The organism is Gemmatimonas aurantiaca T-27 (assembly GCF_000010305.1).
Taxonomy (GTDB): domain Bacteria; phylum Gemmatimonadota; class Gemmatimonadetes; order Gemmatimonadales; family Gemmatimonadaceae; genus Gemmatimonas; species Gemmatimonas aurantiaca.
Genome location: NC_012489.1, coordinates 3,605,441 through 3,632,030, shown reverse-complemented (window position 1 = coordinate 3,632,030; position 26,590 = coordinate 3,605,441). Strand labels below are relative to the sequence as shown.

At 65.3% G+C, this 26,590-nt stretch carries 18 protein-coding genes and 1 pseudogene; 12 read left to right on the top strand and 7 right to left on the bottom strand.

Features of this window, described 5'->3' with window-relative positions; all coding sequences use genetic code 11:
* Window positions 1-3: 3 nt before the first annotated feature.
* Window positions 4-1,764, bottom strand: coding sequence for an amidohydrolase (locus GAU_RS15765; RefSeq protein ID WP_015894895.1), 1,761 nt, complete (start codon window positions 1,762-1,764; stop codon window positions 4-6).
* 119 nt (window positions 1,765-1,883) lie between these two features.
* Here GAU_RS15765 and GAU_RS15760 point away from each other — a divergent pair, with 119 nt between their 5' ends.
* Together GAU_RS15760 and GAU_RS15755 are read left to right on the top strand one after the other, a co-directional pair.
* Entirely contained in the window at window positions 1,884-4,487 is a 2,604-nt protein-coding gene (locus GAU_RS15760) for a hypothetical protein (protein WP_015894894.1), read from the top strand.
* 130 nt (window positions 4,488-4,617) lie between these two features.
* A complete protein-coding gene (locus tag GAU_RS15755; protein WP_041265601.1) occupies window positions 4,618-5,937 on the top strand; it encodes a HEAT repeat domain-containing protein in 1,320 nt (439 codons plus the stop codon).
* On the opposite strand, the gene gltB is transcribed toward GAU_RS15755, so the two are convergent.
* Window positions 5,872-10,485, bottom strand: coding sequence for a glutamate synthase large subunit (gene gltB / locus GAU_RS15750; protein ID WP_083765702.1), 4,614 nt, complete (start codon window positions 10,483-10,485; stop codon window positions 5,872-5,874). The genes GAU_RS15755 and gltB overlap by 66 nt on opposite strands.
* A gap of 194 nt (window positions 10,486-10,679) precedes the next feature.
* On the opposite strand from gltB, the gene GAU_RS15745 reads away from it, so the two are divergent.
* The 3 genes from GAU_RS15745 to GAU_RS15735 are packed head-to-tail and all read left to right on the top strand — an operon-like array spanning window position 10,680 to window position 15,181.
* Window positions 10,680-13,178, top strand: coding sequence for an ABC transporter permease (locus GAU_RS15745; RefSeq protein ID WP_041265600.1), 2,499 nt, complete (start codon window positions 10,680-10,682; stop codon window positions 13,176-13,178).
* 21 nt (window positions 13,179-13,199) lie between these two features.
* Entirely contained in the window at window positions 13,200-14,444 is a 1,245-nt protein-coding gene (locus tag GAU_RS15740) for an efflux RND transporter periplasmic adaptor subunit (protein ID WP_015894890.1), read from the top strand.
* Window positions 14,445-14,458: 14 nt separating this feature from the next.
* Complete coding sequence (locus GAU_RS15735) at window positions 14,459-15,181, top strand: ABC transporter ATP-binding protein (RefSeq protein WP_015894889.1); 723 nt, start codon at window positions 14,459-14,461, stop codon at window positions 15,179-15,181.
* 36 nt (window positions 15,182-15,217) lie between these two features.
* Here GAU_RS15735 and GAU_RS22925 read toward each other — a convergent pair whose 3' ends face one another.
* The 3 genes and pseudogenes from GAU_RS22925 to GAU_RS15725 all read right to left on the bottom strand — a co-directional run bounded on the left by GAU_RS22925 (window position 15,218) and on the right by GAU_RS15725 (window position 17,227).
* On the bottom strand, window positions 15,218-16,594 hold the full coding sequence (locus GAU_RS22925; protein ID WP_343123139.1) for a putative bifunctional diguanylate cyclase/phosphodiesterase: 1,377 nt from the start codon (window positions 16,592-16,594) through the stop codon (window positions 15,218-15,220).
* A pseudogene (locus GAU_RS22920) lies at window positions 16,574-16,891 on the bottom strand (PAS domain S-box protein); the annotation flags it as partial. The gene GAU_RS22925 and the pseudogene GAU_RS22920, both read right to left, overlap by 21 nt.
* Before the next feature lie 12 nt (window positions 16,892-16,903).
* Window positions 16,904-17,227 carry a hypothetical protein gene (locus GAU_RS15725; RefSeq protein ID WP_015894887.1) on the bottom strand — a complete coding sequence of 108 codons (324 nt, stop codon included), beginning with the start codon at window positions 17,225-17,227 and terminating at the stop codon, window positions 16,904-16,906.
* A gap of 169 nt (window positions 17,228-17,396) precedes the next feature.
* Between GAU_RS15725 and GAU_RS21205 the strand changes: the two genes are divergently transcribed.
* The gene (locus GAU_RS21205) at window positions 17,397-18,665 is read left to right on the top strand and encodes a GGDEF domain-containing protein (RefSeq protein WP_015894886.1); all 1,269 of its coding nucleotides are present in this window, start codon (window positions 17,397-17,399) and stop codon (window positions 18,663-18,665) included.
* Between the two features lie 52 nt (window positions 18,666-18,717).
* Here GAU_RS21205 and GAU_RS15715 read toward each other — a convergent pair whose 3' ends face one another.
* Entirely contained in the window at window positions 18,718-19,665 is a 948-nt protein-coding gene (locus tag GAU_RS15715) for a PhzF family phenazine biosynthesis protein (protein ID WP_041265599.1), read from the bottom strand.
* 13 nt (window positions 19,666-19,678) lie between these two features.
* Window positions 19,679-21,313, bottom strand: coding sequence for an L-glutamate gamma-semialdehyde dehydrogenase (pruA, locus tag GAU_RS15710; RefSeq protein WP_015894884.1), 1,635 nt, complete (start codon window positions 21,311-21,313; stop codon window positions 19,679-19,681).
* A gap of 86 nt (window positions 21,314-21,399) precedes the next feature.
* Between pruA and GAU_RS15705 the strand changes: the two genes are divergently transcribed.
* The 6 genes from GAU_RS15705 (at window position 21,400) to GAU_RS15680 (ending at window position 26,589) form a co-directional block, all read left to right on the top strand.
* Window positions 21,400-22,425 carry a hypothetical protein gene (locus GAU_RS15705; RefSeq protein ID WP_015894883.1) on the top strand — a complete coding sequence of 342 codons (1,026 nt, stop codon included), beginning with the start codon at window positions 21,400-21,402 and terminating at the stop codon, window positions 22,423-22,425.
* A gap of 69 nt (window positions 22,426-22,494) precedes the next feature.
* Window positions 22,495-23,394: a deoxyribonuclease IV gene (locus GAU_RS15700; RefSeq protein WP_015894882.1), complete on the top strand. Its 900-nt coding sequence runs from the start codon at window positions 22,495-22,497 to the stop codon at window positions 23,392-23,394.
* 286 nt (window positions 23,395-23,680) lie between these two features.
* Entirely contained in the window at window positions 23,681-24,103 is a 423-nt protein-coding gene (locus GAU_RS22765; RefSeq protein ID WP_015894881.1) for an SWIB/MDM2 domain-containing protein, read from the top strand.
* 114 nt (window positions 24,104-24,217) lie between these two features.
* Window positions 24,218-25,018, top strand: a complete 801-nt coding sequence (lepB, locus tag GAU_RS15690; RefSeq protein ID WP_015894880.1) for a signal peptidase I — start codon at window positions 24,218-24,220, stop codon at window positions 25,016-25,018.
* 5 nt (window positions 25,019-25,023) lie between these two features.
* The gene (locus GAU_RS15685; protein WP_015894879.1) at window positions 25,024-26,025 is read left to right on the top strand and encodes an alpha/beta hydrolase; all 1,002 of its coding nucleotides are present in this window, start codon (window positions 25,024-25,026) and stop codon (window positions 26,023-26,025) included.
* Window positions 26,026-26,094: 69 nt separating this feature from the next.
* A complete protein-coding gene (locus GAU_RS15680) occupies window positions 26,095-26,589 on the top strand; it encodes a hypothetical protein (protein ID WP_015894878.1) in 495 nt (164 codons plus the stop codon).
* The last annotated feature ends 1 nt before the right edge of the window (window position 26,590 follow it).

The following is a 26,590-nucleotide window of genomic DNA, read 5'->3' as shown; positions in this document are numbered from 1 at the left end:
CGCTCAGTTGTTGTCGCCGCGCGGCTTGGTCTCCGCCGCGCGTACTGTGGGATACTCGATGCCGAGCTGCTCGAGATAGGATTTGAACTTGGTCGGATCGTAGTAGAACTTCCGCTGCTGCTCACGGAAACGCGCCATGATGTCGGCGTTGAGGTACGTGGGTGGCTGATCGAACGGCCGGATGAAGGGCTTGTACTTCGTGTCCTTCGTCTGGACGTTGTTGAAATAGTCCCACGCGTCCGTCACCACCTTCGGCGTCATGAAGATGTCGAGCATGGTGAGGGCCTGCACTTTGGCTCCGGCCACGGCACCCTTGTGCGCGATCGGTGTGGCCATGGCAATCGCGTTGGCCCAGTTGTGTCCCGGCAGCCCCGGAATGTTCGACGGATACCGTAGCGTGATCGTGGGCATGTTCCACGCCACGTCACCGATGTCATCGGAACCACCGCCGGTCCAGTTCTGCGGCGTCGCCGCACCACGAAGCTCCTTGTTCACCTGCTCGGAGAGGCCGAAGTCGGGCGAGCCCAGCTCCTTCTGCAGACCCTTGGCCAGCGCCTGGTCCTTGTCGTCCCACTTGGGCATGCCCACCTTCACCACGTTCTGATGCATCGCTTCGGCGATCGGCTTGCTGAAGTGCGCCGACCAGCCGCTGCCCAGAATGTTCACCGTATCGAGCTGCGTATCCGTCATCATGGCCGCACCGGCCGCGACACGCTTGCCGATCTCGAACAGTTCCATCGTGCGCGGATAGTCCTGCTCACGGAAGTAGAACCAGATGCTCGCCGTGCTCGGCACCACGTTCGGCTGGTCACCGCCATCGCGAATCACATAGTGCGAGCGCTGCTGCAGACGGATGTGCTCGCGGCGGAACTCCCACCCCTGCGCCATGAGCATCACGGCGTCCAGCGCGCTCTTTCCGCGCCACGGTGCGCCGGCCGCATGCGCGCTCTCGCCGCGGAACTTGAACTCGGCCGAGATGAGCGCGCTCGAGCCGCTGGCACCCCATGACACGCCGAGGTCGTTGCCGACGTGTGTGAACAGCGTGACGTCGGTGTTCTTGAAGATGCCAGCGCGCACGAGGAACGCCTTGCCGGCCATCTGCTCTTCCGCGATGCCAGGCCACAGCAGAATCGTGCCGTTGATCTTGTCACGCTGCATGAGCTGCTTCACCACAATGGCCGCGACGATGTTCACGGCTTGGCCGGAGTTGTGCCCTTCACCGTGGCCCGGGCCGCCCTGGATCATCGGGTCACGGTAGCCCACGCCGGGCTTGCTGCTGGCCTGCGGGATGCCGTCCACGTCGGAGCCGAGGGAGATTTCCGGCTTGCCCGTGCCATAGCTCCACTTGGCCGTCCAGGAGCTGGGGATACCTGCCACCCCCTTCTCCACCGTGAAGCCTTCCTTCTGGAGCAGGGTGGTGATGTACTTCTGCGTCTCGAACTCCTGGAAACCGAGCTCCTGGAACGAGAACAGCATGTCCACGATCTCCTGGACCTGCTTCGAGCGGCCTTCGACCATCTGCAGCGCCTCCGCCTTCAACTTCTCGACGCGGGGGTCGGTGGATGCGACCGAGGCGGCGGGCGGCGTGGTCGGCTGCTGAGCGCCGACGTGGTTGGTGAGCAGGGGCACTGACGCCAGTGCGATAGCGTTGAGCGCTACCGCTTTGAACACCATGGGGGCGCTGTTCCGGCGGGTCGAACGGAACAGATGCGGGAGGAAGGGCACGCGAAATCTCCTGAAACGTGAGCCAACGGCGTGGGGCATAGCCGGGGTCGAACTGACCGAAGTTACGTTTCGTGAAGAGAAACCGCTCGTGTTGGCCTCGCGTACGGGCTTCTGCTATTGCTCGTGGCCCTTTTGCATTTCCGCCTGCCGTCCCCTGCATGCGCCCATACGTCGTCTCCCTGTTGTCGCTGGCCCTCCTGGGGCTTCCGGCGCGCCCGATCGAAGCCCAGCAGCGCAGCGGTACGCGCGCGCAGCGGGACAGCGTGCGGCGGCCCTCTGCCGATTCCCTGACCCGGGAACAGCGCGAGGCGGTGCGGGAGGCTGCCCGCGACGCCCGTTCCATCAGCCGGCGGGTGCAGCGGGGCGACAGCAGCACCCGAGCGGCCCTGACCGATGCGGCGTCCACGACGGCTTTTGCGACCCCGGAGGCGCGCGCCATTCTGGTCCGGGCTCGCCAGGCGCGGGAAGTACAGGACAGCGCGCTCAAGTCGTACCGGGCCACCACCACCCAGCGCATGTCGGTGAGCATGGGCGCCCGCAAGCTGGGCCTCGAGAAGCTGCTCTTCCGCGGTGACAACGTGGCCGAGATTTCCTGGCGCCGTGATGTGGGGGTCTGGGTGAAGCCGGTGGGATCGCGTCTCACGGTGCCCATGGCCTCCGATGTGCGCGGTGACATGGTCTCGGCCGTGACCATTCCCTACTTCCCCGGCCGCGAACAGCTCTGGTTCCCGTCGTCGGACTTTGGCGTGGCCAAGACCGAAGTGGACGATCGCGACATCATTCACCCGCTGGCTCGTGGCGCCGAACGCTGGTATCGCTATGAAACCGGGGATTCGGTGGACATTCGTCTGCCCAATGATCGGGTGATTCATCTGCGCGAACTCAAGATCACGGCGCGCAAGCCGGAATGGCGCACGTTTGTCGGCTCCTTCTGGTTCGATCGCGATGGCGGACAGTTGGTGCGTGCGGCATATCGCATGGCCGCCGAGATCGATATCTGGAGTGTGGCCAGCGAAGAGACAGCCCGCGAGCTCATGGAAGACAAGGAGCTCGCCCCCGTGCGCGATTCCGTGCTGCGGGCACGTTTGCCGCGCGAGATCTACGTGAAGGACAGCACGCGTCGTGCGGAAGCGGAAAAGCGTCGCGATCCTGACGAAGACGATGTTCCCGCCTGGGTGTCGGCCACGTTCCGTCCGGCCAAGGCACGTCTGGATGCCATCACCGTGGAATACGGGCTGTATCAGGGGAAGTTCTGGCTGCCACGCGCGCACAGCGCTACCGCCAGCGCCGACTTCCTGTTCATGCGGGTGCCGTTCCGCCTCGACGAGAAGTTCACGTATGAATCGGTGGACGGCGACTTCGCACTGCCCGCGCTGCCGGCGGCGCGCAATCGGTTCGCTTCGGGCGATTCCGCCAAGGCCGATACCACAGGCGTCGATGTGGGTGGCAGCAATGCCACCGTGACGATGAGTGCCGGCGGATCAGGCAATGAGCGCACGCGCCAGCGGCGTGACTCCGTGCAGGCCTCGGTGTATGGGGCCGCCAAGGTGCGGCAGTGTGCCAATGACACCACATGGACGCGGATCGAAAATCGCTACGAGGGCGCAGTACGCGTTGCCTATCAGTTGCCATGCGATATGAAACAACTGAGTTCGTCGCCTGTGTTGCCGCCGGAATCGGCCAGCGATGAATCCCTCTTCGACCTGCGCAGTCAAGCGGAGTTGGTGAAGGCGCTCGGGTTGTCGCTGCAGGCACCATGGGCCCCTCAGATGCCGCGCATCCGACTGGGGTCGGATCTGCTGCGCTACAATCGTGTGGAAGGACTCTCTGCCGGTGTCGAGGTTTCCCAGACGCTGGGAGCGGGCTTCACGGCACGCGCAGTGGGCCGCATCGGGCATGCCGATCTGCACGCCAACGGTGAGTTCGCACTTTCGCGTAGCAACGGTGCCCGCACGGTCACCGCGACGGCGTACCATCGATTGGCGGCCATGAATCCGGAATGGGCGGGGGCGCTCACACTGGGGCCTTCGCTGCCGGCGTTTCTCTATGGGCGCGACGAAGGCTTCTACTACCGCACGATGGGTGTGTCCCTGCGTGAGCAGCGTGAACAACGGCGTGGAGCGGTCGAGTATGGCCTGTTCCTCGAGCGCCAGTGGACGGCGGGCGACAGTGATGTGGTGAACACCTTTTCGTTGGCCCGGGCACTGGGCAATCGACGCTTTCGCCAGAACATGGTCGCCGAACCCGGAGCCTATGCCGGTGCGAACATGACGCTGACCCGGTTGTTGGTCGAACGCCCACGAGGGCTGCGGCTTACCAGCATCATGCGGGCCGAAGCCGCCACCGGCACGTTCGAGTACGGGCGAGGCTCCGTCGAAAGCACGATCTCGAGCCCGACAGGACCGGTAGCCGTAGCGGTGACCGGATCGATCGGCAGCTCGGTCGGACGTGTACCAGCGCAGCGCACCTACATGGTGGGCGGACTACGCACCGTGCGCGGGCAGTTGCCGGGTACGCAAGGCGGTGATGCCTACTGGTTCACCCGCGCGGAAGTGGGCACGCGTCGCGGCGCGGTCCGGCCTGTCGCGTTCTTCGATGTGGGCTGGAGCGGTAGCCGGAAGACCTTCGGGCAGATCCAGCCACAGCGCGGCACCGGTATCGGACTCGGCTTATTGGACGGGCTCCTGCGATTTGATGTCTCCCGCGGGCTCTATCCATTCAAGGGATGGCGGTCGGATTTTTATCTCGAAGCACCGCTGTAGTCGCACCTTTCGGTTTTTCCCGAAGATGCCGACGGGCACTGGCGTGAGGCGGGCAGCGCTCTAAATATTGGGCGCCTACCTCCCGGAGTACTTCCTGTCTTTTGAAATCGTCTATGCTGCGGCGTTCGCGATGCTGGTCTCTCAGCTTCGCGACAAGGCTGCGATGGCGGACGTGCTCACCAGTGTGCAGCGTCTGTGCGCGCTTGCCCGTGTGGGCAGTGTGACACTGCGCGCGGACATGACCGATGCCGGTGCGCCGGCGTCGGTGCAGGAAGCACTCGACATCCTGCGTCAGACGCTGGGTGTGCATGATCTCGAAGCGATCGACATCAGTGCCACGGTCACCGACGCCGAGCTCATCAAGTTGGCGGGGATTCTGGTTGGGCCCCCCTCCTCGGTGCACGGCAGCATCATCGATACGGCGGATGCACTATCGGTGTGGAATGTGCGCCTGCATGTGCGCGGCGTTTCCCCCCGTCCCACGCCGCCAGGCATGCATGCTGTGGCACCCGATGTGATTGCGTCGCATCAGGCAGTGGTGCGTGATCCCGTGCCGAGCACACCATCGCCGATCAAGCCGGCGGAAGTGGTGCGCGATATGCGCCGTGAAGTGGCTGATGCGGTGGTGCAGGCCGACGCTGCAGAGGTGGTGCGTCTGCTCGAATCCATCGAAGAACCGCCGCGATTCGCGCAGGCCGCGTCCATGGAGGCGTTGGTATTGGCGGTCGAGCATCTCGTCGATGTGCCCGATGACTATGACCGGGTGCACGCCGTATTGCGCCGCGCGGGAGCCGTCGGCGCGCGGGCACTGTTCCGGCAGCTCATGGCGTCGACGGAGACGGCCGAGCGTCGGTTGTTGTACGATGCGTCGGCGGCGCATCCTGCCATCGCGGATGTGGCGCGCGCGCACGTCGGGCATCCCACCTGGTATGTGGTGCGCAACGCAGCGGGCCTGCTTGGGGAGAGCGGTTCTCCCCAGGCCATTCCCGACCTCAGCAAGTTGCTGCGGCACGATGATCAGCGCGTGCGTGCGGCCGCCGTTGTAGCGTTGGGACGCATCGGTGGGCCGGCGGCCATGGCGAGGCTGGAGTCGGTACTCACGGATCCGTCCAGCGATGTCCGCAATCGCGCACTGGCACTGGTGTTCGCCTCCCCCGAGTCGGATCCGCTGGCTGATCGTATGCTGATGGCACTCGAAGAAGAGAGCACACTCGAGTTCCAGCTCGAGATGATCCATGCACTGGCGCATGTACCCACGACCCGTGCACGCAACCGCCTGGTGTCACTGAGTACCATGGAAGCCATCACGGCGGACGATTTTCAGTTGCGCCTCGCCGCCATGGCGGCATTGGCCGCGGGACATCGTCCCGCGGCCGATGCGGCGCTATATCGACTGCTCGACGACCCGAGTCCGACGATCGCCGAGCGCGCTGCTGCCTTGCTCGGCTGAGAGGCGTGCGCGCAGTCGTGTGATCCACCGCTCGCGAATCCGGGCCACATGCTCGCCGGCACCACGTGGCTTCACCTTGCGCCAATGCACATGCTGGTGATCCCAGTCGTCGAGCAGCCAGCGTGCCCGGGCACTTTCCGTGCGCGCCAGATGGAGACGGAGCAGCAGATACAGCAGGGTGTTGTCCTCGGCATCAGGTTCGGCCAGTAGCACCATCTCGTGGTTGAGACGGCTCGCGAATGTGTCGGCTTCGTCGAACACATACGCCACGCCATTCGACATGCCGGCGCCAAAGTTGCGCCCCGCACGTCCGAGCACCGCCACCACACCACCGGTCATGTACTCACAGGCGTGATTGCCCACGCCTTCCACGACCGCGCACGCACCGGAGTTGCGTACGCCGAAGCGGTCGCCGGCCTGTCCCGCGGCACACAGGATACCGTCGGTGGCGCCATACAACACCGTGTTGCCGAGAATCATGTTGAGATGACTGGCTCCTCGATACCGCGCGAGTCGGAACGGCCGCACCGTGATTTCACCTCCGCTCAATCCCTTGCCCACGTAGTCGTTGGCTTCGCCTTCGAGAGTGAGTTGCATGCCGCGCACACTGAACGCACCGAAGCTTTGTCCGGCACTGCCCGCGAATCCCAACTGCAGCGTGCCATCGGCCAGTCCGGCATTGCCGAAACGTTCTGCCAGTGCGCCCGCCACGCGTGCGCCCACGGTGAGATTGTGATTGCGGATGGCATACTGCGCGGCCACCGGTGATCCATCGGCGAGCGTGGTGGCTGCGTCGGCGAGGATTTGTGCATCGAGGACCTGCAGGCCGTGACGCTCGTTGCGCTCCGCGGTGCGATGACGCGGTTCGTCGGAACGCCGCGGCGCGGTGAGCACCTGCGACAGATCAAGCATCGTGGATCGTGGCAGCTCGGGGCGCTCGGCCCGTTGCAGCAACTCCACCTTGCCGATGATCTCCGTGAGCGAGCGTGCACCAAGCAGCGCGAGTTCGGTGCGCACGTCTTCGGCCAGCCGCGAGAAATAGTCGATCACGTGCTCGGGGGTGCCACGGAACTTGGCGCGCAGGTCTTCGCGCTGTGTGGCAATGCCCGTAGGGCAGGTGTTGAGATGACACTGACGCGCCATGTCGCAGCCCAGCGCCACCAGTGGCGCGGTGCCAAATCCGTACGACTCGGCGCCCAACAGGGCCGCGATGATCACGTCACGCGCATTGGTGAGACCACCGTCCACACGCACCTCCACGCGATGACGGAGGCCATTGGCCACCAGCACCTGCTGCGCTTCGGCCAGTCCGAGTTCCCACGGCGAACCCGCGTGTTTGATACTCGACAGCGGCGAGGCGCCCGTGCCTCCATTGTGCCCCGCAATGAGCACGTAGTCGGCAAACGCCTTCGCCACGCCGGCGGCCACGGTGCCCACCCCTGATTCGGCCACCAGCTTCACGCCGACCCGCGCGCGCGGATTCACGGTCTTGAGATCGTGAACAAGCTGGGCCAGGTCTTCAATGCTGTAGATATCGTGATGCGGCGGCGGTGAGATGAGACCCACGCCCGGGGTGCTGTGACGCAACCGCGCGATCAGTTCAGTGACCTTGTGTCCCGGGAGCTGACCACCTTCGCCAGGCTTGGCGCCCTGCACGATCTTGATCTCGAGTTCTTCGGCATTCACGAGATACTCGGTCGTCACGCCGAAGCGAGCCGACGCCACCTGCTTGATCTTGCTGTGCCGTCGATCGCCCGTGGTGTCCGCGTAGGCCGCGATATCCTCACCGCCCTCCCCGGAATTGGAGCGGGCTTGCATGCGGTTCATCGCAATGGTCAGCGTCTCGTGTGCCTCCGGCGACAGTGCACCCAGTGACATGGCCGAGGCAATGAAGCGTGCCCGAATCGCTTCCATCGGCTCGACATCTTCGATCGGGATGGGGGTACCCAGGCGCACGGTGAGCAGATCACGCACCGCCGACGGCGTGGCCTGTTCGCTGTTCTTCGCGAACGTGCGCCAGGCTTCGTCGGGGTCCACGCCGGCCCGGCGTGCACTGCCAACCGCTTGCTGCAACGACTGCGCCCGACGCGGTGCCCACGCGTGTGTCTCGCCGTCCTTGCGGAAGCGCACACGTCCGTGGTCGGGCAGGGCCGTGAGTGCGGTACCATCCGTCGCGTAGGCTCGGCGATGGCGCAGCAATACGTCTTCGCTGATCTCACGCAATGTCAGCCCGCCCAATGGCGAAGCGGTGCCACTGAAACAGCGGTCGATGACATCGGCGCCAAGTCCCAGGGCATCGAACGTCTGCGCGCCGCAATAGCTCGACAGCGTGGAGATGCCCATCTTGGCGAGCACCTTGAGCAGACCCTTTTCCACGGCCGTGCGATAGCGCGACTGGGCCAGCGCGGGCTCCGGTCGTTCCGCATCGGTGTCGGAGCGGCCATGCGCTTCGGCAAACAACGTAGCAACGGTTTCCATAGCGAGCCACGGATGCACCGCCTCGGCACCGTAGCCGAACAGGGTGGCCATGTGATGCTGTTCCATGGCGTCACCGGATTCCACCACCAGCCCGACGCGTGCCCGCAGGCCTGTGCGCACCAGATGCTGACGAATGGCGCCCAGGGCCAGCAGCGCGGGAATGGGTGCACGTTCCGCACTGACCTTGCGATCACTGATGATGAGCAGGCGAGCGCCCTTGCGCGCGGCCACTTCGGCGCGGCGGCACAGGGTGTCCAACGCCGCCTCCAGTGCTTCAGGCCGCGAATGTGCCCCATACGTGGCATCGAGTGTGGCACTGGGTACATCCGGAAACGTGCGCAACGAAGCCATCTCGTCGGGGAGCAGGACCGGATGTTCGATACGCAGCATGCGGGCGTACGACGACTTCTCCACCAGCGGCGACCCGCGTCGACCGAGGTGCATGCGCAGCGACATCACCATCGATTCGCGCAGCGAGTCCATGGGCGGATTGGTCACCTGCGCAAAGCGTTGGCGGAAAAACGAGTAGAGCGGCGGCGTGGTGGCCGAGAGTACGGCCAGTGGTGCGTCGTCACCCATGCTCCACACCACTTCGGCGGCTGATGTGGCCATCGGCTCGAGCACCATGCGCAGATCTTCGTGCCCGTATCCAAACGCGCCCTGCGTGGCCCGCAGCACATCGCTGGAGCGCACGAGTGGTTCGGTGCCATCGGTGGTGGGCAGGGTGGACATATGCTGCGCGATCCATCGGGCATACGGACGCCGCGTGGCCACTTCGCGCTTGGCGGCCAGGTTGCGTACGATACGTTTGCCTGCGGTGTCCACGAGAAACACGCCGCCCGGTCCGAGCTTGCCCGTTTCCACGACATCGCGTGGATCGAAATCCACGATGCCCACTTCAGAGCCGGCGACCACCATGCCATCGGCGCGGATCTTGTATCGACAGGGACGCAAGCCGTTGCGGTCGAGGGACACTGCCACCTGCAGTCCATCGCTGTAGGCCACCGCCGCCGGGCCATCCCACGGTTCGATCACGCACTGGTGGTATTCGTAGAATGCCTTCACCACCGGCTCCACATCGGGATACTTCTCCCACGCCTGTGGCACCAGCATCATGGCCGCGTGCACGGGTGAACGGCCGGCGCGCACGAGCAGCTCCAGCGCGTTGTCGAGGCTGGCCGAATCGCTGCCCCGTGGACGAATGGGATCACGCAACCGTTCGGCGTGGCTACCGAAGTCGGGCGCATCCAGCAGCGGACCACGCATCGCCATGGCATTGCGGTTGCCCCACAGCGTATTGATCTCGCCGTTGTGTCCCAGCATGCGGAACGGCTGTGCGAGCTCCCATCGTGGCATCGTGTTGGTGGCGTAGCGTTCGTGGAACACCGCAATCGCCGTCTCGAATGCCGGATCACGCAGGTCGGGGAAGAAGTCCCCCAGTTGTCCGCCGGTGAGCAGGCCCTTGTACACCACCGTGCGACACGACAGCGAGCAGATGTAGAACGGCTCGAGACCACGGGCCAGCGCCCGATGCTCCATCTCGCGACGGGCGAGATACAGTTGGCGCTCCCATGCGTCGTCGTCGCTGGCTGCCGGCCGGCTCACCAGGATCTGCGCGATGGCGGGCATGGAGGCGCGCGCTGAGGGACCCAGCACGTCCGGGCGCACGGGTACGTCGCGCCAGCCGAGTACGGGAATGCCGTCGCCGAGCAGCACGTCGGTCACCAGCGACATGGCTTCCTCGCGCGCGTGCGCTTCCACGGGGAGGAAACACATGCCGACCCCGATGGAGGCATCGGCGGGCAGGTGAATGCCCAGTCGCGACGCCGCGAGGATGAACAGGCGGCGTGGAATCTGCGTGAGCAATCCGGCCCCGTCGGCAGAGCTGTCGGTCGCCGAAGCCCCGCGATGGGCGAGGCGGGCGGCCGCTTCCACCGCCAGGCTCACCACCTCGTGGGTGCGTTCCCCGCTTTGCCTCGCGATGAACCCCACACCGCACGCGTCACGCGGAGCGTAGGGGGAACCCACCGAATCGTCGAACACGGAACCGCTGGCACGATGCGCACTCATGGGAAGGCCTGAACGAGGTGACCGATGGGCGCGCAGCACCCCGTGATCACCTGCGGGGGCTGCGGCCGTGAAACCTGCCTGTCCCTCCGCCGTTAGGAGCGCCACGACGGAGTCAAACCCTTCTGGGCATGCCGCTGTCAGAATGCTCGACCTGAAGAGCATCTGCCGTTGACCTGCCTTCCGATTTGGTGCCTATGAGAAATCTCACGCTGGCGTTGCGCATGCTGCGCAAGACGCCATTTGTCACGGCTATCGCTGTGGCGTCATTGGCTCTTGGCATCGGAGCCAACGCGGCCATCTACTCGCTGTTCGATCAGATGCTGCTGCGGAGTCTTCCGGTCCGTGCGCCGGGCGAGCTGGTCAACCTTTCAGCGCCAGGGCCCAAGCCAGGATCGACATCCTGTGGCCAGGCGGGCGACTGTGAGGCGGTCTTCAGCTATCCGATGTTCCGCGATTTAGAGCAAAAGCAGACGGCATTGGCCGGCGTGGCAGGCCACGTCAGTTTCGGGGCCAACCTCTCGGTGCGCAATGAAGCGTTCTCGGGGCGCGGCATGTTCGTCTCCGGAGGCTACTTCGGTCTGCTGGGTATCAAGCCGACGATCGGACGGCTGCTGCAGCCGGCCGATGACGGCACCATTGGTGCCAATTACGTGGCGGTACTGAGTCACGAGTTCTGGCGGGAACGATACGGGAGTGACCCCAAAATCGTTGGACAGACCCTGATCGTGAATGGAAAGTCTCTCACCATTCTCGGCGTGGCGGAAGCGGGGTTCCGAGGGACGACGCTCGGGGCCGAGCCGATGGTCTATGTGCCGGTGAGCATGCGAGCCGCTGTCTCCACGTGGCGAAACGCGTTCGAGAATCGGCGGAGTTACTGGTTGTACGTCTTCGGACGCCTCAAGCCCGGCGGCAGCATCGAGCAGGCCTCCGCGCAGCTCAATGCGTTCTATCGCCCCATTCTGAACGATGTGGAGGCGCCGCTCCAGACCTCGATGAGCGATGCCACCATGAAGCGCTTCAAGGCTCGCTCCATCGTGATCGAGCCCGGCGCGCGTGGCCAAAGCAGCATCCATCGTGAAGCGCGCACGCCCATCCTGCTGCTGTTCGCCATCACCGGCACGGTACTGCTCATTGCCTGCGCGAACATCGCCAATCTCCTGTTGGCCCGGGGCGCCACGCGCGCCACGGAAATGGGGGTGCGCTTGTCGCTCGGCGCGTCGCGCAGCCAACTGCTGCGCCAACTGCTCACCGAATCGTTGCTGCTGGCGGCCATCGGTGGCCTGGCCAGCCTGCTGGTGTCGGTCTGGACGCTGCGCTCCATCGCCGCGTTTCTGCCCGCCGAGGCCATCGCCACCATCGATATCTCGCTGCAGCCGAAGATGATCGTGTTTGCGGCGGTGCTCGCACTGAGCACCGGTCTGCTGTTCGGCATCTTCCCCGCGTTGCACAGCACACGCGCCGATCTCATTTCGGTCATCCGCGCCGGCGCCGGCCAGATCACCGGTGGTGGACGTGCCGCATCACGCTTCCGCACGGCCCTGGTGACGGCGCAGATCGCGCTCTCCATGGCGCTGTTGATTTCGGCTGGCCTGTTCCTCAAGAGCCTGGTGAACGTGTCGCGCACCGATCTTGGCTTCGACGTGGACCATCTGGCCACCTTCAATGTGTCGCCCATGCGCAGTGGCTACGACAGCACACGGGCCGGCGTGCTCTACGAGCGCATCGAGCAGGAGCTTGCCGCGCTGCCGGGAGTCACGCAGGTGACCTCCGGGTTGGTGCCACTCGTGAGTGGCAACAACTGGGGCAATGATGTGCGCGTGCAGGGTTTCCAGCACGGACCCGACGTCGATGCGAACTCCCGCTTCAACGCCGTTGGTGCGAGCTATCTGGCGACCACGGGCATGAAGCTGCTCAGTGGCCGCGAGTTCACGACGGTCGATCGGGACGGCAGCGCCAAGGTGGCCATCGTGAACGAGGCCTTTGCGAAGAAGTTCAACCTCGGCACCGACGCGGTCGGGAAGTTCATGTCCCTTTCCGGCGCCGATTCGCTGGATGTGCAGATCGTGGGACTGATGAAGAACTCGGCCTATTCCGAAGTGAAGGGCGAGATCCCGCCGCTGTACTTCACGCCCTGGCGGCAGGACGGTACGAGAAGCTCACTCTTTTTCTACGTGCGCACGAAGCAGCCGCCCGCTGAGGTGCTGCGCAGCATCACCACCATGATGAAGACCATCGATCCCACGCTGCCCGTGGAAGATCTCAAGACGATGCCGCAGCAGGTCCGCGAAAACGTCTTCCTCGATCGCATGATCAGCACCATGGCCTCGGCGTTTGCCTTGCTCGCCACGTTGCTGGCGGGCGTGGGGCTGTACGGCGTGCTCGCCTACTCGGTGGCACAGCGCACCCGCGAGATCGGTGTGCGCATGGCCCTGGGCGCTGATGGCGCGCGTGTGCGTGGCCTCGTGATGCGCCAGGTCGGCGTCATGACGGCCATCGGTGCCGTGATTGGCATCGCGGCGGCGTTTGCCATCGGCCGCGCCGCCCAATCGCAGCTCTATCAACTCGAAGGCCACGATCCGATGGTGTTCGCGAGTGCCGTGGTGGTCCTGGTGCTCGTGGCGCTCACTGCGGGATTCATGCCTGCACGCCGTGCATCGAAGGTCGATCCGATGCATGCCCTCCGCTACGACTGACGGTCCGAGACTCCCTGACGCATGGATATCGTTCGTACTCCCAAGAAGTCCTACAAGAAGCAGGTGCTGATCGGCGTGGGTGTGGCCGCCGTGGTGCTGGTCAGTGTCGCGCTCATGCGGCTCGATCCCGCCGTGCCCACCATCGAGCGCGCGGCGGTATTGCTCGACACCGTGAAGCAGGGCGACATCGTACGTGAGGTGCGTGGTCCGGGCACGCTGGTTCCCGAGCGCATTCGCTGGATCACCGCGCAGGCCTCGGCACGTGTTGAGCGCCTGCACAGCGAGTCAGGGCGTAACGTAGGCAACAGCGAGTTGCTGCTCGAACTGTCCAACCCTGATCTGCAGATTCAGACCATGCAGGCCGAGCAGCAGGCACGGCAGGCAGAGATCGACCTGATCAACCTACGTACCAACCTGCGCAGTGCCATCCTCACGCAGGAGGGCACGGTGGCGTCCACGCGCACGCAGTATGTCAGCACCACGCAGGAGGCGAAGGCGGCCGATTCGTTGGTGCGTCTTGGCCTGGTGCCGCCGTTCGAAGCGGCCAATCGCAAAGCGGCCGCTGAAGAGTTCACCACCCGGCTCCGCGTGGAGCAGGAACGGCTCGCGCTCATGAAAGCGGCCATCGATTCGCAGATCTCCGTGCAGGGATCGCGCGTCGTGCAGCTTCGGGCGATCGCCGAAAATCAGCAGGCCCGTCTGCGTTCGCTGCAGGTGCGCGCACCCGAGCCGGGTGTGCTGCAGGAGCTCACGCTGCAGCTAGGGCAGTGGGTACCCGAAGGCACAGCGCTGGCCAAGGTGGTGCAGCCTGGCAAGCTCAAGGCGGTGCTGCGCATCCCCGAGTCACAGGCCAAGGATGTGCAGCTCGGACAGAAGGCCAGCATCGACACCCGCAATGGGCTCGTGGCCGGCCATGTCATTCGCAAGGACCCTTCGGCGCTCGGTGGTTCGGTGACGATCGATGTAGCGCTCGACGGGGAGTTGCCGGCGGGCGCGGTGCCGGATCTGAGCGTGGACGGCACCATTATCATCGACCGGCTCACCAACGTGCTGCATGCCGGTCGCCCCGCGTCGAGCGCGAGTTCCGGCAATACATCGGTGTTCCGTGTGGACGCCGACGGGGAGATCGCCGTGCGCGTACCGGTCGTGCTGGGCCGGAGTTCGGTCAATGCCATCGAAATCCTCAACGGTCTCGCTGTTGGGGACCGCATCATCCTCTCCGATCTCAGCAGCGTCGCCGCTGCCGAGAAGATCCGCATCCGCTAACCGGAGTTGCACTCATGACGACCACTTCCACGTCGCAGTCCACCCCGCTCATTCACATGCGCAACATCCGCAAGGTGTTTCATACGGATGAAGTGGAAACGCATGCGTTGTCGGACGTGCATTTCGACATTCGCAAGGGTGAGTACGTGGCCATCGCCGGTCCATCGGGTTGCGGCAAGACCACGCTGCTTTCCATTCTGGGTTTGCTCGATGCGCCGAGCAGTGGGGAATACCACATTGCCGGGACGCCGGTGGGGAATCTGGCGGCCGCAGATCGGGCCCGTGTCCGCAACAAGGAGATCGGCTTCATCTTCCAGGCGTTCAACCTCATCGGGGACCTGACTGTGTGGGAGAACGTGGAGTTGCCGCTCACCTATCGCGACATGGAAGCGAACGAACGCAAGGAACGGGTGCAGCGGGCGCTCGAGCGGGTCGGCATGACGCATCGCGCGAAACACTTTCCCGCGCAACTCTCGGGTGGTCAGCAGCAGCGTGTGGCCGTTGCCCGTGCAGTGGCAGGCGATCCGGCCATTCTGCTGGCTGACGAACCCACCGGCAATCTCGATTCCCGCAACGGTGAAGCCGTGATGGAGCTGCTGCGTGAATTGCATGCGGGTGGTGCCACCGTGTGCATGGTGACACACGATGCACGGTACGCGCAGCATGCCGAGCGTTCAGTGCAGCTCTTCGACGGTCGTGTCGTCGAGGGCTCCGAAGCCACCGTGCAGACCGCTTGATCCCGTGGCATTCCCGCAGCGCCTGGCAACGCCCGCTCACACCGCGATTGCCAGGCTGCCGGTCTGCACCCGCAACCATGCGGTGATCTCATCCACCGGCCGGGCAGGCGAGAACAGGTAACCCTGACCGTCCACACACCCCATCGCTTCCAGGGCTTCCTGCTGCGATGACGTCTCCACGCCCTCGGCCACTGTGCGCAGGCCGAGGGTGGTACCCAGAGTGACGATGGTGCGGGCGAGGGCCGCGTCCGATCCGCCCTGTGCCACACCTTCCACGAACGCGCGGTCGATCTTGAGTACGTCCACCGGGAACTTCTGCAGGTAACTGAGGCTCGAGTAGCCCGTGCCGAAGTCGTCGATGGCGAGACGCAGGCCAAGGGCCTTGAGCGCCGACAATGTGCGCAACGAGGACTCGGTGTTGCGCATGATCACGCTCTCCGTGATCTCGAGGGTGATACTGCCTGCCGGAGCGCCGGTGCGTTGGAGGATGGCAGCCACTTCGTCCACGAAGTCCTCTTCGGCGAGCTGGCGTCCCGAGATGTTCACCGACACACTCGGCACCGAATCGGGCTGCCGTCGCTCACGCCACCACTGCGTACGCCACGCCATCAGTTGTGTGCAGGCCTGCTCCAGTACCCACCGACCCAACGGGACAATCACCCCCGTGTGTTCGGCCACGGGGACAAACACGCTCGGTGTCACGGTCCCGCGTGTGGGATGATCCCACCGCAGGAGGGCTTCCAGTCCGCGTACGGCGCCCGTCCGCAGGTCCACGATGGGTTGGTACGCGAGAAAGAGTCCTGAGCGCTCGGGGGCACCGGCGGCCATGCGGATGTCGGCCTCCAACTGCAATCGCTGCACAATCGCCGCATACATCGACGGCTCGAACACCGCATGGCGTGCCTTGCCGGCTTCCTTCGCTTCGTACATGGCCACATCGGCATTGCGCAGCAGGGTGTCCACGTCGTCGGCGGGCGTGGCGTACGCCACACCCACGCTGGTGGCCACACTCATCAGACGTCCTTCGAGCATGAGGGGCCGGCGCAGGGCCACCTTGATGCGGTTCACAATGGTCAGGGCCTCCGATTCGGTCGGCAACCGCTCCAGCAGCACGGCAAACTCATCGCCCCCGAAGCGTGCCACCGTATCCGATGCGCGGACCTCGGCCATGATGCGCTCGGATACGGTGCGCAGGAGCTGATCCCCGGCATCGTGTCCCAGACTGTCGTTCACACCCTTGAAATCGTCGAGATCGAGAAAGAGCACCGCGATGCGATGGTCCGGATCGCGCCCCGCCACCTGCAGGGCATGCTCCAATCGATCGCGAAACAGGGCACGATTGGCCAATCCCGTCAGCGCGTCATGAAAGGCGCCGTGGAGCAGGCGCGCCTCGAGCTCCTTCCGTTCGGTCACATCACGAAAGAGCGTCTGCATGGCCGGCGTGCCCTCGAAGGCGATGGACACCGACACCGCCTCCACCTCACGGATGCCGTCGTCGAGACGCCGCAGCCGGTATTGCACACGAGCCGGGCCCGACGTGAGGCGTTGTTGAACCAGGGCCAGATCGTCGGGATGCACGAAGTCCGACGCCCGACGCCGGAGGATGTCCGCCCCCTGACGCGCTCCGATCAAATGGGCCGCCGCTTCGTTGGCATACACGAGCCGGCCATTGCGGTGTACGGCAATGGCTTCCGGTGAATGGGTCATGAGCTGCCGGTATCGTCATTCGCTCTCCTCCAGCGCACGCTGTCGAATCTCCAGGCGTTCCCGCAGCGCCTCTTCGGCGGCCAGCGTTTGTAGCATCGACGCCTGGCGCACCATGGCAAACCACGCGGCCCCGCCGGCGATCATCGACCCGAATGCGATCGTGATGTTGTGCGATTGCCAGATCGTGAGCGAGGGAAAGATCGCGGACTTGGAGGCTTCGAAAATGAAAAACACCAACGCCCCTGCCAACGTGGCGAGCAGCGTGGCGCGCCAGCGGCGTTCTGCCGGCACGGAAATGGCACGGAACTGAGAGGATGTGGTGAGGCCGTGAACAGGCATGACCGGGGACGCTTGGGGATGAAGACCGGCCGGAGCGACGATCCTCGCGCCTACGGGTATCGACCCCGGCCATGGGCTCCCGAGTGGCATACGGCGTGCTGTTACGTAACAACTCGACGACAACACATGCGTTCCCTTCCGACCGACGCGGGCGTATCCTAGGGCTCTCATGGCCGCCGATCGTCCCCGCCCCGATGCCGCGATTGCGGATATTCTGCTCTGGCAGACCGGCTATCGGATCGTGCTCGTGCTGCTCGTCGGCGTGGTGGCCGTGGCGCTGCGCCTGTCGGGCGTGTTGCCACCGCCTGCAGTCGTGCTGGAGACGGTGGGGGACGATCTCGCCGACTGGCTCGTGGCCATCACGACGGGTGTGTATGCGCTGCTGGTCATCGGTATCCGCGTCTATGTCCGGGCCACGCGCCGGGCCGGTGAGCCGCTGTCCACCCTCATGGTCGCGGCCGACATTGCGCTGGTCTTCTGGCTCGCGTTCCTGCTCAGTGAACCGCACAACTATCACCGTGGGCTGCTGGTGGCGCTCTTTTCGCTCCAGCTCACGCACGTCTACTTCGGCAGGGCGCCAGCGCTGCTGATGCTGGTAGCGACCGCCGCGGGGTATCTGCTGCTCACCGACATTGCCGTGCAGCATCGGGCGGGCGTCGAGTGGAGTGATGCGTTGTTCACCTTGGCGCTGTTCGGCATCGGTGCCTGGCTGGTCACGCGCGTGCAGAGTCATTTGCACGAGCGGCTGGGCAACCTCGTGGCCATTTTCGAGCGGGCCGAAGAGGGAGATTTCAACGACAGCTACAACGTCGCGGCCGATCGTCGCCCCGACGCAATCACGGCCGTTGGGCGTGCGTACAATCGCATGCGCGGCCAACTGGCCACCATCGTACTCACCGATCCGCTGTCCGGATGTTTCAACCGGCGTGGCTTCGAGCAGCAATACCGCCGGGAAATTGCCCGGGCGGCCCGCGCGCACACCGATATCGCGTTACTCGCGATCGATCTCGATCACTTCAAGCTCGTGAACGATACCCACGGCCATCTGGTGGGTGATCAGGTGATCGCCGAGGCGGGAGAGTTGTTGCGTGCCAGTGCCCGTACGCAGGACGTGGTGGCCCGCACGGGTGGTGAGGAGTTCGCCATCCTGGCGCCCGATACCTCGCTCGACGGCGCACAGCATCTGGCCCTCCGTATCGTGGAGGCCTTCCGTCGCCGCACCTTTGCCGAGCCGCAGGCGCGCGTGAGCGTCACGGTGTCGATTGGCGTGGTCAGCGACAGCGTGCGTGATGACGGCATCGCGGAGGCGTTGCGGGCGCGCTCCGACGAGGCGCTCTATGCGGCCAAGCGCAGCGGGCGCAATCGTGCGGTGCTCTGGTCGCGTGGACTCAATGCGCTCCGGCTCAAGCAGTCGGGCGATTCGGCGGTGGTGGAATAGCGAGGTGTCGCGCGGAACCTTCGTACCGCGCGACCGACCTGTTGTACTCCGATCAGTGGCGTAGCGTGAGGGTGCCTTCACACATGATCACGGACGCTCCACCAACACGCACTGCCTGAACGGCCCCCTGCGACTTCTCCGCTTCAGTGGACAGTCGGCTGGCGCGTCCCATCTCTACGCCCTGCGCGACCTCCCACCGCAACACGCCATCGCGGGGTGTGCGCGCGGCCAGATAACCCGCGAGCGCCGCGTTGGCCGAACCGGTGGCCGGATCCTCCGGCACTGTGCTGCCGGGCACGAACACCCGGGCCCGGATGTCGCACCCCTGCACATGTGCGGGCAGCGACGCGTCTTGCTCGTCACGTGCCATGGCAAAGACCATCGGCCAGGGGGCCCAGGTGCCGTCGAGCACACGCCGCCACGCGGCCTGATCCAGGCGCGCGCGTGTCACTGCCGCCACGCTGCGCACGGGAATGATCTGAAACGGCAGTCCACAGCTCGCCCCGGTGGGCATATGATCACCACCCACCAGATCGTCCCGCGTGAGTCCCACCGCGGCGGCGAGCGCATCGAGATCGGTCACCTCGACACGCTCCTCCGGCAGCAACGCCGTGGTGAGCTGCGCATGCACCGGCACACCACTTTCGAGGCGCAGTGAGACGGGCACTGGCCCCACATTTTCGCCCAGCACCACCGTCATCTGGTCGCCCGTGGCCGGCACTTCACCGGTAGCGACCAGCACATGTGCCGTGCCGATCGTCGGATGCCCGGCGAACGGCACTTCCATCTCCGGTGTGAAGATGCGCACCCGACGGGTCGTGCGCGCATCTTCGGCGGCCATGACAAACGTGCTCTCCGCGTAGTTGAATTCCCGCGTGATCGCCTGCAGGGTCTCGGTGGGCAATCCCTCGGCACCGAATACCACCGCGAGCTGATTGCCCGTGAAAGGCACCGACGTGAAGACGTCGGCCGTGACGTACCGCAGTGTTCGCATGGTCATGTCGTCGCGGAGGTCAGGCGCCGAGGAACGGGTACTTCCAGTCGAGCGGCGGCACGAACGTTTCCTTGATGGTTCGTGTGCTCACCCAGCGCATCAGGTTGCTCTTGGAGCCGGCCTTGTCATTGGTGCCGGACCCGCGCGCGCCACCAAACGGCTGCTGACCCACCACCGCGCCGGTGGGCTTGTCGTTCACGTAGAAGTTGCCGGCCGACTGGCGCAGTGCGACCATCGCTTCCTGCACCGCATGACGATCGCGTGAGAAGACCGCGCCGGTGAGCGCGTACGGCGAGGTGGCGTCGACCGTGGTGAGGATCTCTTTCCACTTGGCGTCTTCGTACACGTGCACCGTGAGGATCGGGCCGAACAGCTCTTCGCACAGCAGGCGATACGACGGGTCCTTGGTCTCCACGATCGTTGGCTGAATGAACCAGCCCTTCGAGCTATCGGATCCGCCGCCGGCCACGATGGAGGCATTGGCGCGGGCATCGTCGAGTGCGCCCTTGAGCCGCGTGAACGCGCGCTCGTCGATCACAGCGCCCACAAAATTGGAGAAGTCACGCACGTCGCCCTGCTTGATCTCGGCCATCATGGCGATGCACTTCTCCTTCACGACCGGCCACAGCGACGCGGGCACGTACGCCCGACTCGCCGCCGAACACTTCTGTCCCTGGTATTCGAACGCGCCACGCACCATGCCCACGGCCAGTGCCTGTGGGTCGGCGCTGGGGTGCGCCACAATGAAGTCCTTGCCGCCGGTCTCACCCACGATGCGCGGATACGAACGGTATTGGTTCATGTTGCCACCGATCGTCTTCCACATGCTGTTGAAGACGGCCGTGGAGCCCGTGAAGTGCACGCCGGCCAGGTCCCGGTGAGTGAGCGCGATGTCGGAGATCATCGCCGCGTCGCCCGGAATGAAGTTGATCACGCCCGGCGGCAGTCCGGCTTCTTCCAGCAACTGCATCGTGTACCACGACGACAGCAGCGCGGTGGCCGATGGCTTCCAGAGCACCACATTCCCCATGAGCGCCGGCGCGCCGGGCAGGTTGCCGCCGATGGCCGTGAAGTTGAACGGCGTGACCGCGTACACAAAACCTTCCAGCGGACGGTAGTCGAGCTGGTTCCACATGGCGTGGTCGGACAGCGGCTGCTCGTGGTACAGGTCCTGCGCGAACTGCACGTTGAAGCGGAAGAAATCGATCAGTTCGCATGCCGCATCGATTTCGGCCTGATGCACCGTCTTGGACTGGCCGAGTATCGTGGCGGCATTGAGCGTGTCGCGCCACGTGGTGGTCAGCAGTTCGGCGGCACGCAGGAACACGGCCGCGCGGTCTTCCCAGCGCCAGCGTGCCCAGTCGGCCGATGCGGTGGCGGCGGCTTCGATGGCCTCGCGCACCAGCGCCGGCGTGGCGCGATGGTAGCGCGCCAGTACCTGCTGGTGATCGCAGGGATTGTTCACCGTGCCGATGTCGCCCGTCTGGATGCGACGCCCGCCGATGACGAGGGGAATCTCGATCGTCTCGTTCGACATCTGGGTGAGTCGCGCTTGCAGTGCCGCACGCTCCGGGGAGCCTGGCGCATAACTGCGCACCGGTTCGTTCACGGCAGCGGGTACACGACGCACCCCGTCAAAAGGCGCATAGGACATCGGAAATCTCCGGCAAGTCAGGATTTGAGAGCGAACCTCAGACCGGGAAAGCTAGCGTCGGCGCGTTCCCTGAGTACCCTTCGCACATGGTCTACAAGCTCCTCCTCGGGGCAGCGCTCTGCCTGCCTCTGGCCGCATGCGAGCAGCCCGCCCTGACCTGGGCCGACGCCGCGCCGGAACGCACCGCGAATCCGTCGCCACTCGCCCACCCGCCGTTTGTGCCGTACGACTCCACGCTGCGCGCCAACACGCCGTATGCCGATTTCCTCGAGACGCAGGATCGTCTGCGTGAAGCCGGGGCGGCCTCGCTGCTGTTCGCGCGTGTCGGAGCGATGGCCGAAGCGACACAGACGCTGACATCGGCGGCCACGATTCCGTCCACGGGCACCGGGCAGGCCACCGACGCCCCGCTGGGAGACGGCGCGGCGCCGATGGACTCCCTGCGTTGCGCCCGCTCTCTGCGCATCGTGACCGCGGGGGGCAGCGACCCCAAGCAAGGACACGGACAGGTCGCGGCCTGGTGGACACGGGCGACCGGTGGGCGGGTTTTTCTCATGGCGGCCTGGCGCGATTCCGTGCCGGGAGGGCCGATGCGTGCCATGTGGCGCGGGCCGATTCCGGTGGACACGCTCGATCAGGGGCCGCGTGATGCGCAGGCGTCGGAGCGCGGCGCGTATGGATGCGCCCGTCCCGCGCCGAGTTTGGCGGTGGACAGCATCAATGGATACGTGCATGTCGCGTATGCGCTCACCGGGCCGGAAGGCCCCGGCATCTTCTATGCGCATCAGATGACTCCGCACGCGTTGTTCGAACCGCCGGTGGCCGTCCTGTATGGTGCCCGTCTGGGAGAGGTGCGTGTCGCCTCTGACGGTGACCTGGTCGCCGTCACCTATGAAGATCCCAATGGCCGCGGCCGGGGGCGTATCGGGCTCGCGGTCTCGCGCACGGCGGGGCATATCTTCGAGGAACGGCAGACCGTGAGCGTCGGCAGCACGGAGTCGCGTGATCCGTATGTGGCGGTGCAGGGGCGCGCGGTCGTGGTCGGATGGAGCGAGTTCGGGGCGCCCACCGCCGAGCCCACCTTCCTGGTGCGTCGCGCCCGCATTCACTGATTCACGGCGGACACGTCACCGGCGCCATTCCCGCAGGTTGTGCTTTCGTTCTTTCACCACGACGACGTCATGTTGCTGCTTGGTTCCCACTGCCTCGACGAAGGTGGCATTCCGATGGCCGCCCGCCGCGCCGGACGCGCGGGCATGCAGGCGCTGCAAGTGTTCAGCGCGGTGCCGAAGTTTTACAACGACAAGGTGGGCGTGAAGCCGGAGCGGCTGGCGCGATGGCAGGAAGCGCTGGAGATCGCCGGCATTCGTCCCGAACACGTCATCGTGCACGCGGCGTATGTGCTCAACTGCGCCACGCCTGACGAAGAGAAGTGGGCCCGCGCGGCGGCGGGGCTCGCAAAGGAGTTCGAGCGTTCCACCACGCTCGGGGTGAAGGGGGTGTGTTTTCATCCCGGGGCAGCCACCGACGGCGACCGCGATGCGGCGATCGCGCGCGTGAGTGAGGCGATGCGCCGGGCCCTGGCCGCTGTGCCGGAGGGGCGGACGCGCCTGCTCATCGAGAACACCGCCGGTGCCGGCACCACGGTGGGACGTACGCCGGAGGAAGTGGGCGCCATGTTGCGGGGCATTCCGGCCGCCGACCGCCATCGCACTGGGTATGGTCTCGACACCTGTCACCTGTTTGCCTCCGGGTTTCCGATCGCCGAATCGCGTGCCGCTCTTACGGAGGTGCTTGACGCCTTCGAGCAGGCCACGGGCGAACCGCCGGCCTTCCTGCATCTCAATGACAGCGAAGGGGCCTGCGGATCGAACAAGGATCGCCATCGCTGCATCGGCGAGGGACTGATCGGTGCGACACCGTTCGGCTGGCTGCTGCAGGATCGGCGGGCGCAGGGCATCCCGCTCATTCTCGAGACGCCGCAGGAGATCGAAACGGTGGCCGACGACGACGATACCCCCGACCCGTGGGACGTGAAGTCCATCGCCTTGCTGCGGGCGCTCGCGCAGGAAACGGCGTAAGCGCGGCGCCGAACGTGCGCGGAAACCGCAGATCATGCGATACGCCGCGCACGCTGCGAGCGCATTCCGTCACGTGCGGAGGCGTTTCCGAGGGAAATTTGTCGCGCTTCCGAGGGAAAAACGCAAAAAAACACCAATTCCCAGAGGGAAAACGCGCGAAGCCCTATTGCGCGCCTAACTCGTGATTGTAGTTTGTGGCCGTCCGCGAGGCTTCCGACTTCGCGCGACCCGTCGAGATCAGTGAGGGCTCGACACGACCCACACGGTCACCACATCAGGAGACGACATGGCCGCTGCGAAGAAGTCCGCGAAAAAGGCTGCAAAGAAGGCTGCCCCGAAGAAAGCTGCAAAGAAGGCTGCTCCGAAGAAGGCCGCGCCGAAGAAGGCTGCCGCCAAGAAGGCCCCGGCCAAGAAGGCCGCTCCGGCCAAGAAGGCGGCTCCGAAGAAGGCCGCCAAGCGCACGCCGAATGCGGCGTTCATGAAGGCGCTGACCCCGAGCTCGGATCTGGCCGCGATCGTCGGCGACAAGCCGCTGCCGCGCACCGAAGTGGTCAAGAAGCTCTGGGCGTACATCAAGAAGAACAACCTCCAGGACAAGACCAACAAGCGCAACATCAACGCCGACGACAAGCTCAAGGTCGTTTTCGGCGGCAAGAAGACCGTCAGCATGTTCGACATGACGAAGCTCGTGTCGGCGCATCTGAAGTAACCTTCCCCGGTTTTCGCCGTATGTTTGAAGGGGCGCGTCCTGCCGGATGCGCCCCTTTAGATTTCTCCCCGTTCGTACCACCGCCTCTCCCACGTCTCTCCACCCGCTCCGCCTGTGGCCTCGAAGAAGTCCGATCGTTCCAGTGAACGCTCCAGCGTCTCCGCCCTGCGTAGCGGCAAGTCCTCCGCCGGTTCCTCGGGGAGCGGCGTCAGTGTCTGGGAAAACGTCAAAGCGGTGCTCGTCACCGTGGCGATTTTCCTCGCCATCCGGACCTTCCTCATCGAGGCCTACCGGATTCCGTCAGGGAGCATGATCCCCACCCTGCTCGTCGGGGACTGGCTGTTCGTGAACAAGCTGGCGTACGGGCCGCACGTGCCGTTCACCAACATCAACCTGCCGGGCTACGACGAGCCGGAACGCGGTGATGTCGTGGTGTTCGTTTCGCCCAATCAGATCGACCAGCCGGAAGATCCGAACCCCACCCTGGTCAAGCGTCTGGTCGCGGTGGCCGGCGATACGATCTGGATGCGTGGGGCGCTGCTGCACGTGAACGGCATGCCGCAGCGGCAGGGCTTCGCCGCGCAGCAGAACCCGCGTGGAGACGGCGGGTTTTCGCATCCGCTGTTCGCCTGGCAGCATCAGTTCGAGGTGCGCGGGACTGCCGGAGGCGATCCGCCGGCGTCCCCTACGCTCGATGATTGGGGGCCGCTCGTCGTACCCGAGGGCCATCTCTTCATGCTCGGCGACAATCGCTACGACTCCAAGGACGGTCGCTACTGGGGCATGGTACCGAGGGAAAACGTGCGCGGCCGCCCGGTGTTCGTGTACTACTCGTACAACGCCCAGGACAGCGATCGCCCGCTCCCCTTCCTCACCGACATCCGGTGGGGACGCATCGGTGACGTGATCCGCTAACACCCATGCGCATCCTGAGGGCTCTCGCCGCGCTGGTGCTTGGCACCTCGCTCACGGCGCCTGCCGCCGCGCAGGCGCAGACGGGAACCGGCACGGTGCGCACGGATACCCTGTGGGCGCAGGCCCTCGGGGTGCAAAAGGCCCTGACCGTTTATCTGCCGCCTTCGTACCACCGCGGCACGTCACGCCGGTATCCGGTGCTGTACTACCTGCACGGCAAAACCGGCAACGAGCGCAATTGGGTGGATGCGGGCGCGTTGCATCGCACCATGGATTCGCTGATCGCTGCCGGTGCTCCCGAGGCCATCATCGCCATGCCCGACGGGGACGATGGCTGGTACACCACCTGGGGTGTGCTGCCGGACATGGGCCCCTGTGAGCGCGATACCACCCGCCGCGAGCCGGCTGCCACGTACTGCGTGCCGTGGACCCGGTACGACGACTACATCACGTTCGACATCGTGCGCTGGGTCGACAGCCACTATCGCACGCGCGCCGACCGGGCACACCGCGGCATCGCCGGTCTCAGCATGGGGGGCTACGGCGCCATCACGCTGGCGCTCAACTACCCCACCTACTTCGCGGCCGCCGCCAGTCACAGTGGCGTGTTGTCACCCCGCCTGCTGCCCGACAGCGTGCAGAAGTCCCGTGGCGTGAAGTACGCACGCGATCGTGAGGAGATGGCGCTCGCCGCCCGTTCGTTGTGGCCACAACTCTGGACCGCGTTCGGTCATGACAGCATCGCGTGGCGCGGCCGAGACCCGCAGGTCTTCGCTGAACGCCTCGCCAGCCGCGTCAAAGCCGGAAAGGCTACCTGGCCCGCCTTGCTCATCGATGTGGGCGTGGACGACCCGTGGCACGCCCAGAACGCCGACTTCGACGCGACACTCACGCGACTCGGCATGCCCCACACCTACCGCGAATGGCCCGGGACACACAACTGGGACTACTGGCGTTCCCATTCACCGGAAAGCCTGCGGTTCCTGCTCGATCGCGTCGCGCGGTAACGCCCCGTCGGTGACACGTCGTGTCACACCCGGGCTGGCGGCAGGCAGGTGGGGGCGTAGCTTGCGAGGATGTCCCGGTTCTTTCCGCGCGAAGTCATCCATTGGGGCGAAGAGCACCTGCATCCGTTGCGGGCCTTTGCCATTCGCACCGTCGAACCGGCCGGCATCACCGGGATCGTGTTGCGCCTGTGGCGCGTCGTCCTGCTGGGCACCGACAACTGGTTGCTGTTTGTCGCCGGTCTGACCATTGCCATGCTGTTCCTCTGCGGCATGCTCACCTGGCACCTCGGCAACTTTCCCGTGCGGCGCTGGCCGCTGCGGGTGCTGGCCTTCCTGATCATTGAAGTGGCCGTGGAACTTGGCATGAGCTCCCTGCTCATTGCCGCTGGCCGGGAGCGGCTTGGCTCCCAACTCGCAACGTGGGGTGACTGGTGGCCGTTGGCTGCACAGACCCTGCTGCAACGTGGCGTGGTCGTCATTCCGTTTGTGCTGGTTCTCGCCCTCGTCGTGCAACTTGTGCGACGGGCCGTCGACCAGCGCCAGGACGCTCGCCCGGCACACTGAT

Coding starts and splice junctions, on each gene's coding strand:
- GAU_RS15765 (WP_015894895.1), bottom strand. CDS start 1,764: ATGCCCCACGCCGTTGGCTCACGTTTCAGGAGATTTCGCGTGCCCTTC.
- GAU_RS15760 (WP_015894894.1), top strand. CDS start 1,884: ATGCGCCCATACGTCGTCTCCCTGTTGTCGCTGGCCCTCCTGGGGCTT.
- GAU_RS15755 (WP_041265601.1), top strand. CDS start 4,618: ATGCTGGTCTCTCAGCTTCGCGACAAGGCTGCGATGGCGGACGTGCTC.
- gltB (WP_083765702.1), bottom strand. CDS start 10,485: ATGAGTGCGCATCGTGCCAGCGGTTCCGTGTTCGACGATTCGGTGGGT.
- GAU_RS15745 (WP_041265600.1), top strand. CDS start 10,680: ATGAGAAATCTCACGCTGGCGTTGCGCATGCTGCGCAAGACGCCATTT.
- GAU_RS15740 (WP_015894890.1), top strand. CDS start 13,200: ATGGATATCGTTCGTACTCCCAAGAAGTCCTACAAGAAGCAGGTGCTG.
- GAU_RS15735 (WP_015894889.1), top strand. CDS start 14,459: ATGACGACCACTTCCACGTCGCAGTCCACCCCGCTCATTCACATGCGC.
- GAU_RS15725 (WP_015894887.1), bottom strand. CDS start 17,227: ATGCCTGTTCACGGCCTCACCACATCCTCTCAGTTCCGTGCCATTTCC.
- GAU_RS21205 (WP_015894886.1), top strand. CDS start 17,397: ATGGCCGCCGATCGTCCCCGCCCCGATGCCGCGATTGCGGATATTCTG.
- GAU_RS15715 (WP_041265599.1), bottom strand. CDS start 19,665: ATGACCATGCGAACACTGCGGTACGTCACGGCCGACGTCTTCACGTCG.
- pruA (WP_015894884.1), bottom strand. CDS start 21,313: ATGTCCTATGCGCCTTTTGACGGGGTGCGTCGTGTACCCGCTGCCGTG.
- GAU_RS15705 (WP_015894883.1), top strand. CDS start 21,400: ATGGTCTACAAGCTCCTCCTCGGGGCAGCGCTCTGCCTGCCTCTGGCC.
- GAU_RS15700 (WP_015894882.1), top strand. CDS start 22,495: ATGTTGCTGCTTGGTTCCCACTGCCTCGACGAAGGTGGCATTCCGATG.
- GAU_RS22765 (WP_015894881.1), top strand. CDS start 23,681: ATGGCCGCTGCGAAGAAGTCCGCGAAAAAGGCTGCAAAGAAGGCTGCC.
- GAU_RS15685 (WP_015894879.1), top strand. CDS start 25,024: ATGCGCATCCTGAGGGCTCTCGCCGCGCTGGTGCTTGGCACCTCGCTC.
- GAU_RS15680 (WP_015894878.1), top strand. CDS start 26,095: ATGTCCCGGTTCTTTCCGCGCGAAGTCATCCATTGGGGCGAAGAGCAC.